The organism is Streptomyces sp. NPDC051214, assembly GCF_040682375.1.
Taxonomy (GTDB): Bacteria; Actinomycetota; Actinomycetes; order Streptomycetales; family Streptomycetaceae; genus Streptomyces.
Window position 1 is genome coordinate 155,476 of the sequence record NZ_JBFBAT010000012.1, and the last position, 14,967, is coordinate 170,442.

Genomic DNA, 14,967 nt, shown 5'->3' on the forward strand with positions numbered 1-14,967 from the left:
GGAATGCTGCCGGACGGCCGCAACGGAGGCCAATACGCTGCCCGCGGCAAACGCCGCCGTTGAGCAGGGGCGCCCCCGCATGCTGCACCCCGGGACCTGACTGTCTGAGTGGTGCCCACAGCCGTGCGTGGCACCGGCGTTGTACGCGGCGAGCCAATGGATAGCCCTGCGATTGCCTGGTCTCTTAGTGAAGGAGTACAGCATCATGCAGATATCCGTCTGCCCGGTAACTGCCGTAGTGGTACGGCATGGTGTGGGCGTTGCGTCTCCACGTTCTACGGGCCCGGGTCTTGCTCGGCACTCGAGGGCGGTGCAGAGGTGATCCGCGGCGGGGTGAGCGAGAGCGAGCGTGTCAAGGACATCAATCGGTGTCTTGAAGAACATCTGATTCCGCAACTCGGTTGCGTTGACACCCCTGCGCTCGTCTACCTCGATGCGGCGTTGGAGGCCAGCCTCACGGAATACCGGGAGTTTCTCGACCCTCTCGGCGTTGAGCTGCTGTATTCCGCCAAGCCCTGCACCTTCGATTTTGTCGTGCGTGCCTGTGCCCGCCGCGCCGCCGGAATCGACGTCAGTTCGCCCGGCGAAGCGAGACTGGTCCGGCAGTGGGTCGGCCCATCGGTGCCGCTGCACTGCACCAGCCCCGGTCTCAGCGCCCGCAACTGGAAGACCGTTGCCCGACTGGCCTACTGCATCAACATCAACTCCCTGCCCATGCTCAGATGGGTCCACCGCAACACCAGGGACGGCAGCTCCTTGATCGGGCTGCGTGTGAACACGGGCCGCTCCGCGGCCAAGGACGAGCGATACGCCCCCGCCCGCCCCGGCGCGAAACTCGGCGTGCCCGCGGAGGCGTTCGAGGAATGGGCGGCCAAGGCGCGCGGCCCGGCCATCCAGGGCTTGCACTTCCACATCGGCTGCGAGTCTTCCGACTACGCCGCTGCCGCGGCCAGCGTGGAGTGGCTGGTGCAGGTGGCCGAGCCGCTCATCTCCCGCCTCTCCTACGTCAATGTCGGCGGCGGGTGGCTGCGGCCTGCAGCGATGAAGGGTGCTGAGGACTTTCTGACCATGGTGGAAAGGCTTCGCTCCTGCGGCGTACCACGCATTTTCACCGAACCGGGAACCGGAATCGTCGGCGAAGCTGCTGTCCTGGCGACCCGCGTCATCGACGTGTTCCGCACCGCAGACTCACAGATCGCGGTGCTGGACGCGCATACCGGGCAGGCCCCGGAAACGGTGGAGTACGGCTGGCGCCCGGAGGTGTACGCGCCGGGAAACGAGGTGGCCGCCGACGGCACCTATGCATACGAACTCGCGGGCTGCACGCCTCATGTGGGTGACATCTTCGGCCGCTACTGCTTCCGCCGCCCCCTCACGAGGGGGCAACCGCTGTTCTTCCACCGCGTGGGCGCCTACGCACACGCACGCGCCACCCGGTTCACCGGTATCCCGCTGCCCTCTGTCTACCGCATCACCCAGGAGGGAGCCCTGCGGCTCGTGCAGGCACCCGAGTTCACCGACTACTGCACGCTCTGGAGCACCAATGCCGACGATCGAGCATGATGTCATCGAGGTCCCGAAACCAGACGGGCCCCTGACCTGGCCCGCGGTCACCGACCTCATAGCCCCGCACTGCACGCCACAGACGGTGCCCGTGCGCCTGGCGTTGACCGATCAGGCCAACGGCCGGCTCACCTTTGAGGTGACCGGCATCCGCGGAGTCGACCCGTCGGCCCAGAAATGGGGCTCGCTGTGGGACTTCACGCCCCGCCGTCCGGAGCGGTCCGGGCGCTTCGTCGTGATCCACGTGGTGCCTACCGGAATCCGCGCCGAGATCGGAGGCTTTGCCGGCGATGCCACCCCGGCCACCAATCTTCTGGCCAGCACGTGTGACTACCTGCTGACCCATCCCAACGCCGTTACGGCCTCCGACCTGTACTGGGGCCGCGAGAACGTGCTGTACCTGGAGGGCAACCTCCTCAGCCGTTTCCTGCTCGGGCAGATCCATCTGCGCCCCGCTCAGACACGACGTCTGGGCGTACTCGTCGACAAGCCTCACGCCCCCGCGTTCCTCGACAACGTCCTGAACGCCGTCCACGCCTGCCGCACCGTAGGCGGACTCACCATCGACCAGGTGTGGGTCTCCGAGAAACCCTTGCGGGCGGAGGTTTTCTACAGTCCTTGTGGCCGCGCCCTGGGCAACATCGCGCGCATGGACCGGATCTTGGAGATCGCCGGGGAAGCCGAGCAGCAGGTCGACGCTTTGGCCATCACCAGTGAGATCGCTGTCAGCCCACAGCTGCGCGCTGACTACTACGCGGGCAAGCGCGTGGCCAACCCGTGGGGCGGCGTGGAAGCCGTACTCACCCACACCGTCACCACCATGACCGGCCTGCCCGCCGCACACGCCCCCATGCTCACCTCACACGCCGACCTGGTGCCGCCCGACGGGGTGGTGGACCCCCGCGACGGGGCGGAAGTCATCTCTACCAGCTTCCTCTGCTCCGTCCTACGCGGGCTGTGGGCAGCCCCGCAGCCCATCCTCGCCGCCACCCCCACGATGGCCGGCGAGACCCGGCTCAACCTCGAGGACATCGGCGCGCTCGTTCTGCCGGCCGGCGCCGTCGGCGGCATCCCTGCATTCGCCGCCCTCGCCCAGCACATCCCGCTCATCCTGGTGCGCGAGAACACCACCCTCAGCCCCCTGTGCATCCAAGACGTCCTGGGCTCCCAAGACCTCGATCACACCGAGATCTACGTAGTCGACAACTACCTCGAAGCAGCCGGGACGCTGACCGCCCTGCGCGAACGCCTGAACGTCGACGCCATCCGCCGTCCCATCGCCCCCACACCCCTGTCACCCCGATGACGCCGTGCGCTGGAACAAGCTTGCCTGCGCCGGCGCTGCTCCACCGCGGCCGCCCCCGCCCCTATCTCCCACCCGCCAGCTTGGAGCTCCCGTGCCTTCACCCTCCGTCGCTTCCCCGCGCCCTCCAGCAACCCGTTCTGTCGACCAGGTGCAGCGGCCCACCCAACTGTCCTACGACACGGTCATCGCCGGCGGAGGCCACAACGGACTGGTCGCCGCCGCCTACCTTGCCCGCGCCGGCCGTAGCGTCCTGGTCCTGGAACGTCAGGACCACACCGGCGGTGCGGCCGTCTCGGCGCAGCCCTTCAGCGGACTGGACGCGCGACTGTCCAGCTACGCCTACCTGGTAGGACTACTGCCGAAAAAGATCGTCGACGACCTCGGGCTGACGTTCCGCACGCGGCGGCGCCGCATCGGCTCCTACACTCCGACCCATATCAAGGGCCGGGCAACCGGCCTTCTGGTGGAGGACGATGAGGCCCGCACCCGCCAGTCCTTTCGTGCCCTCACCGGCTCCGACCGTGAGTTCGACGCCTGGCAGCGCTTCTACCGGATGACGCAGCACGTGGCCGAGCGTGTCTTTCCCACCTTCACCGCCCCGCTGCCCAGCCGCGCACAACTGATACAGGCCGTCGACGACAAGGAGGCCTGGCAGGCGCTGTTCGAACGCCCTCTGGGCGAGACGATCGAAGCAACGTTCTCCCATGACCTGGTAAGGGGAGTGGTCCTGACGGACGCACTGATGGGAGCCTTCACCCACGCCCACGACGAAACACTCCTGCAGAACCGCACCTACCTCCACCACGTGATCGGAAACTGCACCGGAGACTGGAACGTGCCCATCGGTGGCATGGGCGCGCTCACCGACGAACTGACAAGCGTCGCCGCGGCCGCCGGAGCCGAAATCCTCACCGGCCACGAAGTCGTGCAGATCGAAACCGACGGCACGCACGCGGAAGTGCGCTACCGGTCGCGGGAGGACGAGGGAACGGTGGCCGCCAGTTCAGTCCTGGCCAACGTCGCCCCCACCACCCTCACCCGCCTCCTGGGCCAGAAACCGAATCAGAAGCAGCCCGCCCCCGAAGGCTCGCAAGTGAAGGTCAACATGCTGCTACGGCGCCTGCCGCGCCTGCGAGACACCACCATCGACCCCAAGGACGCCTTCGTCGGCACATTCCACGTCGCCGAGTCCTACAGCCAGCTCGAAGACGCCTACCGCGAAGCCGCAGCAGGCCAACTGCCCGGCACGCCACCATCTGAGATCTACTGCCACACGCTCACCGACCCCTCGATCTTCGGACCGGAACTGACCGAACGCGGCTACCACACCCTCACGCTGTTCGCCCTGCAGATGCCAACCCGGCTCTTCACCGGCGCAGGGGACACGGCACGCCGGGAGTCACTGCGCGCCGTGCTGGCGCCGCTGAACGCTTGCCTGGACGAGCCGATCACCGACTGCCTGGCGACGGATGCCGAAGGCCGTCCCTGCATCGAGGCCAAGACCCCGCCCGACCTGGAAGCAGAACTCGGGCTGCCCTCCGGCCACATCTACCACCGTGACCTCGCCTTCCCCTACAGTGACGCCGACAGCGGCCGGTGGGGGGTGGAAACCTCTCACCCCAATGTTCTGCTGTGCGGGGCAGGGGCCGAGCGGGGCGGCGGGGTCAGCGGCATCCCCGGCCACAACGCCGCCATGGCACTGCTCACCGACACGGGGCAGCGACGTAGTCAGTGAAGGTCCCGAACGGCTGGAACGACAGGCGCCGATAGACGGGGGCACCATCGGCGGTCGCCTCCAACGCGGCGATCCGACAACCCATGTCCCGCGCAGCATGCAGAGCGGCGAGAGTCATGGCCCGTCCAAACCCGCGTCTCCGGTAGGCGGGCAGGGTGTTGATGTTGTACAGCCCCGCCAGGCCCGCATGGGAAAAGACCTCGGCGCAGCAGACCAACCGGCCTTGTGCGTATCCGGCCAGATACCGCACGGGACTGTTGTCAGACAGAGCCATATCGGCGCCCGCGGCGAACACACGGCGCGCTGACGCTGCAGAGGATGCCGACCGCGGAGCAATGACAGCGGCCAGGGCGGCGAGTTGCGCCCGACTGTGCACGCGCCGAATGACCAAGCCGTCGGCGGACGGCTGCGGCAGGGCGGCCCGCAGGTCCCGGCTCATGCCCGTCTCAGTGGCCGCCCTCTTCATTCCGGCGGCCACCAGGTGGGAGCCGAGATCTGCCGGTTGCGAAGCCGGGCCCACCCACCAGGTGAACGGCCTGCCCGTGGCCGTGAGCTCCCCGATGAGACGCGCAGTCCGGGAGGTGACGGAACGTGCGGTGAAGCGTGCTGCAGCTACAACATTCAGCGTGGCGTCGTCAGTCCCGCTGTCAGCGATAACCACGTCGTCGGCCTTTGTGACCGATGCCTTCGGCACACTCTTGAGTAGATAGCAGGCATGTTCGGCGCTGTTGCGCTCGGCAGCGATCAGGATGTTTTTGTCGCCCATCGGGAGTCCACTCATGACAGCGCCCCCGACCGTTGAGGTGCCTCACTCAGCAGTCGATGCGAACACGAAGGTCGGGCGGGGCAGACCCTCGACCGATGCACCCCACCCGCTGTTGCGTACTTCACGATGCTGTTCACGCCCGTCTCCCTTTTCCACATCAGCATGCCGAGTGAGGCCTGTCTCTCAATTGCAGCACGGTCAGTGTTTCCGCTCCCGTTGAAGCAAACAGCCGTGCAGCTTGCAGCCGTAGGCGGGCGATGACGCCGTCCGGGTAGATGTCTATCCGGACGTGGGTGGTGGCGGGTGTGTCGCGGGTCAGGAAGCGGTGGAGGGTGTCGCACGCTGCAGTCGTGTTGGGGGCAGCAGTTCACGAAGCGTGGTGACAGGGATTGGCCGAGACGGGCCCCGTGGTGCGCGAGCCGCGCCTGGATGTGCCCTTGGACACCTGCCCGCGTAATGACCCTGCTCGCGATGGCCTCGGCCGCGCCACTGCTCCTCGACGCCGGTAATAAGAGGGGGAGCGCCGCGGCCGGAACAGCCGCCTCCAAGTCTCCTTCACCTCTGGAGAGCCGGAGGCGCCCTGTGCGGGCGGCGCGGCGCGTTTTTCCTGCGCCAGGCCTTCCTCGGCTTGGTCGGCATCCGGGCTCACCGAGGCGTCTGGCCGGGTGGCGGCTCACTGCCGCACCCCGCTCCATATGGCGCGCGCAGCATCCGCTCAGCAGAACACCCTTCAGCCCAGCATTCCCCCGGAGGCGGCTGAGTACGAACCTCGCGCTGCGCCTGCTGTGATCCCTGCGCGAAATCCGCGCAAGCGGAGGGTTCTGTTTCGACCCGGGCGCGGGCACAACATCAGTACAGCTGGCCACCACGAGCCCTTCCTGAACGCTTCGCTGGGCTCCCGCAGCCCTGCGAACGCCCGGGAAGGGGGGTGCCCTTGCGGGGCGCACGAGGGAGCGCGGCCCCGCAGGGGCGCCCGCGCTGCGCACCGCAGCCGATCGGAGGTCAGTCCGCGGCCATGGCCGTCCCCCACGCCGCGGCACTCACAGGTACCGCAGCAACAGCCAGCATCACGGCCCGCACCAACCACCACGCGTGCGACGCCATCTGCCAGCGCGCAGTGGGGGCTTTGCAAGACCGGTGCGCTGCGGCTGGGCGCACGATGCCGTTTCGTCGGCCTGCTTCGGTCCGCACCGCCTGTGGATCCCTCACCCGGGCTGCGGGAACTGGGTCCTGCGATGGGGGGGGAGATCCGAGCGAACACCTCGGGCGGAGCGAGTATCGCCCTTACCGCTCACTGCGACCAGCGCCTCATTTGTTGCCCACCCTCCAGTTCGGCTCGAATCCCTGGAATTGTGCGTGCCACCGTGGGTAGCCGGGACTCCGGGCCGAGGCCGTGGGCGGCCGCCATGGCCAGCACCTAGACGTCCCCCAGACCCCGGGGCGGCGGCCTCACAAGGCTCATTCGTTCTCGCCGGCGAGAACGGATCACCAGTGGGTGTTCGGCGGGGGACGCCTTGCCGAGCATCTGCAACCAGAGGCTCATGCCGCACCAGCCGAGCCCCAGGCCAAGGAGTTGCTGCCTCTCGAGCGCGGTATGGCTGCCAAGTGAGCGCTGAGACGGCTGGTGTTGACTGCTGCCGCCAGCCGTCCTGGTCGTCTGTGGGGAATGTTGCGCGCCCCGGTCGGCGGGAGTGCCGCGCGGTGCAGATCGGGTGAAGAAGACCCAGAGGCCCTGGACCGGGATGTGGGGTGATGCCCATATTGCTCTCCATGCCGTCCTCAGACGCACCCGGCGCTCCCGGCGAAAAACGAGTCCCTCCGGCCCCGGTCCTCGCCGTGATCATTTATGTCGGCCTCTTGGCCGTCTCCTTCGTCGCGCTCGGAATCGGGTTCGCGATCGCCGGCGGCGAGCCGGCCATCACCTTGGTCGCCCTCGTCGGCCTGTTGCCGGGCGCCACGGCCCTCGGGCTGTGGCAGGGCAACCGCGGATCCCGGGTCGTCGCAATTCTGTTCTTCGGCGTACTGCCCGGCCTGTTGCTGCTCGCCGTGCCCAGCTCGGCCCGTGCATGGTTCAACCCAGACCTCTACCCGGACGGCCTGGACGACCTCGATCTCGATGACCTGGAGAACCTCGACGATGAGGCACCCGGCATCGCAGACAGGACTTGAGGTCAGCCACTCACGCTTTCCGGAACCGTATCGTCCGCGGTAACCAGAGCCCAGGTCATCGGCACCCATCGCTCGAGAGGCTTCAATGCCCGTTACGCGCACATTCCATCCCCGGCTGCTAGCCGTTGCCGGCGCGCTCATGCTCGGTGCTCTCACGTCGTGTTCCTCGCCCTCTGCGGACAAGTCTTCCGACGAGACACGGCGGCCCAGTGAGTCCACCGCCGGAGCAAGCTCCGCGAAGCCGTCCCGGCCAGCAGCCTCACCTACCGGCCCTTGTGCCGACGGCACGTGTGAGATCAAGGTTGCTGTAGGAGACACCGTGACCGTGCCGGCCAAATACGGACTCGGACCCATCAAGGTGGCGGCGATCACCGGCGGCAAAGTCGAGATGACCGCGCCGCTGACGGGATCGGGCTACAGCGTCTCTGGCTGTTCCGGAGGCGGCGGCGTGTCCTCGCAGGGTGGGGGTGGCGTCAACTTCAATTGCGGTGAGGGTCCCGCCGCCACCATCAACGACGCGATGAAGCTGAAGGTTGCCGAGGTGCTCGACGCCTCCGCCGTCCTTCGCATCGAACCTGCTGGATGATGCCCCGAACGCCCCCCCGAGACACCCCACGCATCCAGCCAGGTGCCGGTACAGAAGGTGAACAAGCGCCCACGTAGCCGCTGAGGCGACTGCGACGCCGTGATGCAGCGCCCTTGAGGGCGGGCTGTGCGGGCTCTACGCCGCGTGAAGCCGCCGAACTGGCTGCTGAAGCAGAGGGCGGGAGCGGGGGCGCACGGCGGTTGCCGCGCGTTGAAGCCATACCTCTGTCCGCGCCGCCACCGTCGTCACACCGCGGCGGTCGAGCGGTAGCTCACCACAGGCATCGCGGAGTCCACCGCGCGGATCTACCGGATCTCCCTCATGCCGCGGGCAGGCTCGCCCGCCGCAAAACCGCCGCCTACCGGCCTCGTCCGCCGCTGGTGGGCAGTTGACGGCAGCCCCTCACCCTCCAGGTCGGAGGCGGGGGAATGGTGGCTGGTCGCCGTTTGGTGCGGCACAGGACGTCGTGTGCTGCTGCCGGTGGCGGCCATGTGGCCCCTGGGTGTCGGCCCTTCAGGTGGAGGGTGCAGGGCACATCGAGTGACGGTGTCGTTCCAACCTCGACCTCAACTTCAGCTTTACCAATACGCCCAGCAGCTGCTGACCGCCGACCTGGCCCGGCCCCGCTTCACCGGGGCCGCCGAGGCCTTCGCCGACGAGCACGGGGCGGCCTTCGTCGAAGAATGCGGCTCGGGCTCCCCCAGCCAAGCGGCCTGACGTGTTCCTCGTCCTCCTCATCGACGAGCGCTGACTCCTGGAGGCCGCTCAGACCCGCGTCCCCTGGCGATCCGGATATCACTGGTCACGGCGCGATTGGAGCCGCTGTGGCCCGCCATCAGCATGCGGTGATGGGCTCCCTGGTCTACGACGCCCCCCATCACAGGGCCGCGGCGCTCCCGCATTCCCATCTGAGACGGGCCTGCTGTCCCGTCCCCGGCACGGCCACCGCGCCGAGGAAGGCCAGCCGGATGCGGTGCGTGCGACGGTGGGCCGTCCCCCTCTAGTGGAGCGCGTACATGCGGATCGCCACCGTGTCCTGTCCCTCGGGCCGGGCGAGGCCCACAAAGACCGTCTCGGCGAGCCAGCGGTGGGCGGGGGCGTCCGTGCGGAAGACCGGGGAGGTTCGGTAATAGTGACCGGCGTGGGAGACCTGCAGGCGTCCGTCGTACTGGTCGGGGCTGTCGGCGGCGGGGCGGTAGTAGCCGCGGTTGACGATGTCGATCACCGCGCCGTCCTCGGCCTGGATCAGATAGCGCGCGTCGAGTTGGCAGATCTCGCCACGGGTGCTGCTCCAGTCGCCTCCGCCTGCAAGGACCTTGCCGCGCAGTAGCGGGCCCGTCACGGTGCCTCCGACGATGGGGGTGAACTCGGTGACCTCGCCGTCGCCGTGGCCGATGTGCAGGGACTCGTCCAGGTGGGCGAGAATTTCGAACGCGTAGGTCAGGGCAGGGGTGAAGGACATGGGGGAACTCCGTTGTCTAGAGGGAGGCGTACAGACGGGGCTCAGGCGGTGGCACGGCGCCGTGGTTTCCAGCCTTGCCGGGGGACTGAGTCGATCAGGGTGCGGGTGTACGGATCGTGGGGCTGTTCGAGGACGGAGAGGGTGGGCCCCTGTTCGACGATCCGGCCGCGGTGCATGACCGCGATGTCCTCGCAGATGTGCTGCACGATGCCGAGGTCGTGCGTGATGAACAGGTAGGAGATGTCGGACTGTTCGCGCAGGTCTTGAAGCAGCGTGATGATCTGCGCCTGTACGGAGACGTCCAGGGCGGCCACCGCTTCGTCGAGCACCAGGAGGCGGGGTTGGACGGCCACCGCGCGGGCGATGGCGACGCGTTGGCGCTGCCCCCCGGACAGGGCGCGGGGCAGGGAGCGGGCTTGCCGTGAGCCGAGCCCTACCTGGTCGAGCAGCTCGGCCGTGCGCCGGGTGAGCTCGCTGCCCCGTAGATCGGTGTGGAGCGCGAGGACCTCGCGGATGCAGTCGTCGACGCGCTGATGCCGGTCCAGGGAGGCGTACGGGTCCTGGAAGACCATCTGCACGTCCCGGGCGCGGCGGCCGCGCTCGGCGGCGCGTACCCGCCGGCGCGGCAGACCCTGGCCGTTCCACCTGATCGTCCCGGCGGTGGGCACTTCGAGCCCGGCGATCATGCGGGCGGCGGTGGTTTTGCCCGAGCCCGACTCACCGACCACGGCGAGTGAGGCGCCCGGGGCGAGGGTCAGGCTGACGTCGTCGACCGCGACGAAGTCACCGAAGGCCTTGCGCAGGCCGCTTGCTTCGAGGGCGGGTGGCGGGGCGGTGTCAGGCATGGCGTGCGCTCCTGTCGGTGCCGTTCGTCCCGGTGGGGGAAAGGTGAGGGAAGTGGCAGGCAGCGCGGCCCTCGCCAACCGGATCCAGCGGTGGTCGTTCGGTCACGCAGATGTCCTGGGCCGCCGGACATCGGGGCGCGAAGGCGCAGCCCGGTCCCGTCTCGAACGCTGATAGAGGCCGCCCGTCGATGGCGCGCAACGGCTGCGCACCGGCTCCGGGTGCGGGGCGTGAGGCCAACAGGGCGCGGGTGTAGGGGTGGCAGGAGTTGTCGTACAGCCGTGCAGCCGGGAGGTGTTCGACCATCGATCCGGCGTACATGACGGCCATGCTGTCGCAGACGGCCGATGCCAGGGCGAGGTCGTGGGTGATGAAGAGCAAGGCGAGTCCCCGCTGCACACGGGCCTCGTCGATGATGGCCATGACCTCCGCCTGGGTGGTGACATCCAGGGCGGTGGTGGGCTCATCCGCGAGCAGGAGCCGGGGCTCCCCGAGAAGAGCCGCCGCGATCATCACGCGTTGCAGCAGTCCGCCGGAGAGTTCGGCCGGGCGTTGGCGCAGCCGCCGCGGCGCGTCGGCGATCCCCACCTCGCGCAGCAGCTCCTCGGCCTTGGCCTCGGCGCTCGTGCGGCGCTCCGCGCGGGTGGTCACCAGGCCTTCGGTGAGGAAGTCGCCGATGGTGCGCAGGGGATTGATGTGCGCCCGGGGGTCCTGGTAGATCATCGCGACGTCACGGCTGCGCAGGGTGCGCAGTGCGGTCGGGTCCATGGCGGTGACCGAGGCCCCGTCGAAGCGGACGTCCCCCTCGACGTGGGCGCCGGGAGGGAGCAGGCCAAGGACCGAGCGTGCGGTGAGGGACTTGCCGGACCCGGATTCGCCGACCAGACCCACGGCGCTGCCGGCCCAGACGGTCAGGTCCACGCGGTGGATGACGGTGCGTTGTTCGCCTCTCGTGCGCAGCGTGACGCGCAGGCGGTCGAGCTGCAGCAGGGGCGTGGTGGTGGGGTTCATCGGTCCTCCCCGAGCAGTCGGTGGGACAGACCACTGCCGAGCAGATTGCAGGCGATGACGAAGACGACGATGACAAGGCCGGCATAGAGCGACTGTTCGGGCTGGCCGCTGATGATGCCGGGAGCCCCGCCCGCCACCATCAGCCCCCATTCGGCAGTGGGCAGTTGGGTGCCGAGCCCGATGAAGGAGAACGCCGCCACGTCGAGCATCGTGTAGCCGAATGAGGTGGTCGCCTGTACGAGGATCAAGGGCAGCAGGTTGGGCAGGAGGTGGCGCAGGCAGATGCGATGGCCGGGCACGCCGAGCATGCCGAGCGCGGAGACGTAGGGCAGTGAGCGCTCGCGCAGGGCGGCACCGCGCACGACGCGGGCGATGTAGGGCAGGTAGGCGATGGAGAGCGTGGCGACGGCGATGCCCAGGCCGGCCCCGAAGACCGCCGCCCCGACCACGGCAAGGACGAGGCCGGGGAAGCCGAAGACGAGGTCGAGGAAGCCGGAGACGACCCGGTCGTACCAGCCGCCGAGCCAGGCGGCGGACACCGCGAGCGCGGTGCCGACCAGGCCCGCGATCACTGTGACGAGGGCGGGCGCGAGCAGGCTGGGCCGCGCCCCGTAGAGCAGACGGGACAGGATGTCGCGTCCGGTGTCGTCGGTGCCGAGCCAGTGCGCCGACGAACTGCCCTGGGAGACGGCCAGCGGGTCCACCGCGTTGGGGTCGTACGGTGCGATGACCGGGGCGAGCACGGCGGCCAGGACGAAGAGCGTGACGACGGCCCCGGCGGTGATCAGCACCCCGTGGCCGCGGGCGAGGGCGCGGAGGCGGCCGAGCGGGAGCCGCCCGTCGGCCGAGGCGGCCAACTGGTAGGTACTCACTGGCTTCCTTCCAGCGATACGCGGTGGTCGAGGGCGGCGGTGAGCAGGTCCACCGCGGTGTTGATGAGGGCGAACGCCACCACCGTCAGCAGGGCCAGGGCCTGCACCACGGCCAGATCCTGTTTGGCGGCGCTCTGGATCAGCAGTGCGCCGACGCCGTTGATCCCAAAGGCCTGTTCGACGATGGAGGAGCCCGCGATGAGGCCCGCGACGGCCACGCCGGACACCGACGCGATCGGTGCGGCAGCGTTGCGCAGAATGTGCTTGCGGACGACGAAGCGTTCCGCGATGCCGCGGCCGCGGGCGGTCTGGACGTGTTCGGAGGCCAGTTCGGCGCGGATCGCCGAGCGGGACACCTGCGCCACGTAGGCCAGCCAGGAGGCGGCGAGCGCGAGGGCGGGCAGGGTGAGGTGCTCGAGGCGGTCGGGGAATCCGGAGCCGGTCCCATAGGCCGGGAACCAGTCGAGGCGTACGGCCAGGCCCCAGGTCAACAGCACGGACATGACGAAGACGGGGACCGCCATGAGGGTGGTGGACACCATGGTGACGACCGTGTCGACCCACCTGCCGCGCAGGGCGGCCACAGCGCCCAGGGTGACACCGAGGGTGACGATGAGGAGGGCGGCGTAGGCGATGAGGAAGAGCGTGTTGCCGACCCTGGCCGCCAACAGGTTGGTGACGGAGTCCTGGTAGCTGAGGGACTGTCCGGCGTCGCCGTGCAGCATGCCGGTCAGCCAGCGCCAGTAGCTCTCCAGGAAGGGATCGTCCAGGTGGTACTGGCGGTGTATCTCGGCCAGCAGCCCCGGGCTTGGCTCCTTGCCTCCGCCGGCCAAGAGCGTCGCCGGGTCTCCGGGGGAGAGGAACAGCGCTCCGTAGATGACGACACTCGCGATCAGCAGGGTCACCGTCAGCGTCGCCGCTCGACGGGCGATGAAGCGGGCGATCACGAGGTGCCCTTGCCGGTGCCGCCGAGGTAGGCCGCCCACGGCATGTTGATGTAGGCGAAGGACGCGGGGGCGCCGCTGAGGCGCTTGTTCAGGAACATCCGCTCGTGCGGAGAGGCGAGAGGCACCACAGGGAGGTTCTTGCTGTACAGCGCCTGGGCTTGGGTGAACAAGGCCGCCGACTTCGCGGGTTGCAGGGTGGCCTGGGCCTGACCCAGCAGTGACGTGACCTTGGGGTTGCGGTAGTTGGTCCAGTTGAACGGGGACTTGGGAGCGGTCAGGAGCTGCGCGTAGGAAATCGGGTCGGGTATCTCGACGTAGCCGAGGACCATGGTCGCGTCCAGGCCCTTGCGCAGATTGGGGTCGAAGAAGAGCCCTGACATCTGCGTCGGCTGCAGCTGCTTGATGACGACCTTGATGCCGATCTTCTTGGCCCCGGCCTGCAGGAAGGTGAGCGTCTGCTGGGACTGCTGGTCTCCCGCGGCCACCGCGACGGTCAGGGTGCGCCGCGGGGAACTCGCCTGGCCCACCAGCTTCTTGGCCCGGTCCACGTCGGTGGCGGGGATGGCGGGCAGGGCGTCGTGGCCCTTGGCGAAGACGTCGGCGGCCTCGCCGTGCCGCCACACCAGCGAGGGCGTGAAGGTCTTGAGTTTCTGCGCCGCACCGTTGTAGACGTTCTTGATCAGTGCGTCCCGGTCCAGGACCAGCGACAGGGCATCTGCGATCTTTTGGTCCGCGAGCGGCGACTCGGCCCCGATCGCGGCGATGAAGTTGGTCTGGGCCGACGGGCCGTAGTAGACGGTGCCGACGTCGGAGGAGGTCAGGGCACGGGCGCCGGCCGAGCTGATCTCGTAGCTGCCGTCGATCTGGCCGGACAGCAGCGCGCTGGTGAGGGTGGAGCCGTCGGTGATGAACTTGAAGGTCAGCTTCTTGACCTTGGGCTTCAGTGAGGTGTCCCAGTAGTTCGCGTTGCGGGTGGCGGTGATGGACTCGCCGGGCTTCCACGCGGTCAGCTCGAACGGGCCGGTGCACATCAGGCCGCCCTTGGCGCTTCCGTAGGAGCGTCCGGCCTTCTTCATGTAGGCGGCCTCGTTCACGGTGCCGAAGCTGGTCGCGAGCGCCTTCAGGAACATCTCGTCGGGAGTCTTGAAACGGACCGTCACTTGGTGAGCTCCGGTCGCGGTGATCGTCTTCACATGGGTGAGGAGGCTGGCGTTGACGCTTCGCGTCGCGGGGTCGCCCTGCCTGCGCAGGCTGGCGACCACGTCGTGCGCGGTCAGCGGGTGGCCGTTCCAGAACGTGACGTTCTTACGGAGGTTGAGGACCAGAGTGGTGGTGTCCGGTTGGCTCCAGGAAGCGGCGAGGCCGGGGGCGAGGGAGTAGTCGGGCTTCAGCCGCAGCAGAGAATCGCAGAGGTTGGCCTTGACGGTGCTGGGCGAGTAGTCGGCGACCCGGGCGGAGTCCAGCGTCGTGGGTTCGCCCATGGGCAGATTCCAGGTGACGTCGGCCAGAGCGCCGGTGGCGGCAGGCGTGGTCATGGTGAGTTTGGGGGCACTGGGCGTCGGTCCGGCGCCGGACTCCGATGAACAGGCGGTCGCTGTCAACAGGAGGCACAGGGCGACGGCTGCCGGGGCGGTGGTTCTGGGAGCCTGCATGAGGGAGCTCCTCGGGGAGGACGTGTCGCTGGGACTGGGACGGGGACTGGGGGTG

The 14,967-nt window shown here is 68.6% G+C and carries 13 protein-coding genes and 1 pseudogene; 6 read left to right on the forward strand and 8 right to left on the reverse strand.

What is annotated here, in order from left to right; translation table 11 throughout:
- Window positions 1-333: 333 nt before the first annotated feature.
- The 3 genes from AB0M70_RS29765 to AB0M70_RS29775 all read left to right on the forward strand — a co-directional run bounded on the left by AB0M70_RS29765 (window position 334) and on the right by AB0M70_RS29775 (window position 4,604).
- Window positions 334-1,563, forward strand: coding sequence for a hypothetical protein (locus AB0M70_RS29765; RefSeq protein ID WP_365824597.1), 1,230 nt, complete (start codon window positions 334-336; stop codon window positions 1,561-1,563).
- Window positions 1,544-2,869, forward strand: coding sequence for a DUF3326 domain-containing protein (locus AB0M70_RS29770; protein ID WP_365824599.1), 1,326 nt, complete (start codon window positions 1,544-1,546; stop codon window positions 2,867-2,869). Before AB0M70_RS29765 ends, AB0M70_RS29770 begins: the two co-directional genes overlap by 20 nt.
- Before the next feature lie 148 nt (window positions 2,870-3,017).
- Window positions 3,018-4,604, forward strand: a complete 1,587-nt coding sequence (locus tag AB0M70_RS29775; protein WP_365824814.1) for an NAD(P)/FAD-dependent oxidoreductase — start codon at window positions 3,018-3,020, stop codon at window positions 4,602-4,604.
- Here AB0M70_RS29775 and AB0M70_RS29780 read toward each other — a convergent pair.
- Together AB0M70_RS29780 and AB0M70_RS29785 are read right to left on the reverse strand one after the other, a co-directional pair.
- Window positions 4,573-5,370: a GNAT family N-acetyltransferase gene (locus tag AB0M70_RS29780; RefSeq protein ID WP_365824601.1), complete on the reverse strand. Its 798-nt coding sequence runs from the start codon at window positions 5,368-5,370 to the stop codon at window positions 4,573-4,575. The two genes, AB0M70_RS29775 and AB0M70_RS29780, sit on opposite strands and share 32 nt — an antisense overlap.
- Window positions 5,371-5,527: 157 nt before the next feature.
- A pseudogene (locus tag AB0M70_RS29785) lies at window positions 5,528-5,707 on the reverse strand (hypothetical protein); the annotation flags it as partial.
- Window positions 5,708-7,140: 1,433 nt separating this feature from the next.
- Between AB0M70_RS29785 and AB0M70_RS29790 the strand changes: the two are divergent.
- The 3 genes from AB0M70_RS29790 to AB0M70_RS29800 all read left to right on the forward strand — a co-directional run bounded on the left by AB0M70_RS29790 (window position 7,141) and on the right by AB0M70_RS29800 (window position 8,842).
- Window positions 7,141-7,539 (forward strand): hypothetical protein, encoded by a 399-nt coding sequence (locus AB0M70_RS29790; protein ID WP_365824603.1) that lies wholly within the window; start codon window positions 7,141-7,143, stop codon window positions 7,537-7,539.
- A 319-nt stretch (window positions 7,540-7,858) separates the two neighbouring features.
- Window positions 7,859-8,125 carry a hypothetical protein gene (locus AB0M70_RS29795; RefSeq protein ID WP_365824605.1) on the forward strand — a complete coding sequence of 89 codons (267 nt, stop codon included), beginning with the start codon at window positions 7,859-7,861 and terminating at the stop codon, window positions 8,123-8,125.
- Window positions 8,126-8,671: 546 nt separating this feature from the next.
- Entirely contained in the window at window positions 8,672-8,842 is a 171-nt protein-coding gene (locus AB0M70_RS29800) for a hypothetical protein (RefSeq protein WP_365824607.1), read from the forward strand.
- A gap of 283 nt (window positions 8,843-9,125) precedes the next feature.
- Here AB0M70_RS29800 and AB0M70_RS29805 read toward each other — a convergent pair whose 3' ends face one another.
- The 6 genes from AB0M70_RS29805 to AB0M70_RS29830 are packed head-to-tail and all read right to left on the reverse strand — an operon-like array spanning window position 9,126 to window position 14,912.
- Window positions 9,126-9,587 (reverse strand): DUF3237 domain-containing protein, encoded by a 462-nt coding sequence (locus tag AB0M70_RS29805; protein ID WP_365824609.1) that lies wholly within the window; start codon window positions 9,585-9,587, stop codon window positions 9,126-9,128.
- 41 nt (window positions 9,588-9,628) lie between these two features.
- Window positions 9,629-10,432, reverse strand: coding sequence for an ATP-binding cassette domain-containing protein (locus AB0M70_RS29810; RefSeq protein ID WP_365824611.1), 804 nt, complete (start codon window positions 10,430-10,432; stop codon window positions 9,629-9,631).
- Entirely contained in the window at window positions 10,425-11,441 is a 1,017-nt protein-coding gene (locus AB0M70_RS29815) for an ABC transporter ATP-binding protein (RefSeq protein WP_365824613.1), read from the reverse strand. Before AB0M70_RS29815 ends, AB0M70_RS29810 begins: the two co-directional genes overlap by 8 nt.
- A complete protein-coding gene (locus AB0M70_RS29820) occupies window positions 11,438-12,313 on the reverse strand; it encodes an ABC transporter permease (RefSeq protein WP_365824615.1) in 876 nt (291 codons plus the stop codon). Before AB0M70_RS29820 ends, AB0M70_RS29815 begins: the two co-directional genes overlap by 4 nt.
- Window positions 12,310-13,260 (reverse strand): ABC transporter permease, encoded by a 951-nt coding sequence (locus AB0M70_RS29825; protein WP_365824617.1) that lies wholly within the window; start codon window positions 13,258-13,260, stop codon window positions 12,310-12,312. Before AB0M70_RS29825 ends, AB0M70_RS29820 begins: the two co-directional genes overlap by 4 nt.
- Window positions 13,257-14,912 carry an ABC transporter substrate-binding protein gene (locus AB0M70_RS29830; RefSeq protein WP_365824619.1) on the reverse strand — a complete coding sequence of 552 codons (1,656 nt, stop codon included), beginning with the start codon at window positions 14,910-14,912 and terminating at the stop codon, window positions 13,257-13,259. Before AB0M70_RS29830 ends, AB0M70_RS29825 begins: the two co-directional genes overlap by 4 nt.
- Between the last annotated feature and the right edge of the window lie 55 nt (window positions 14,913-14,967).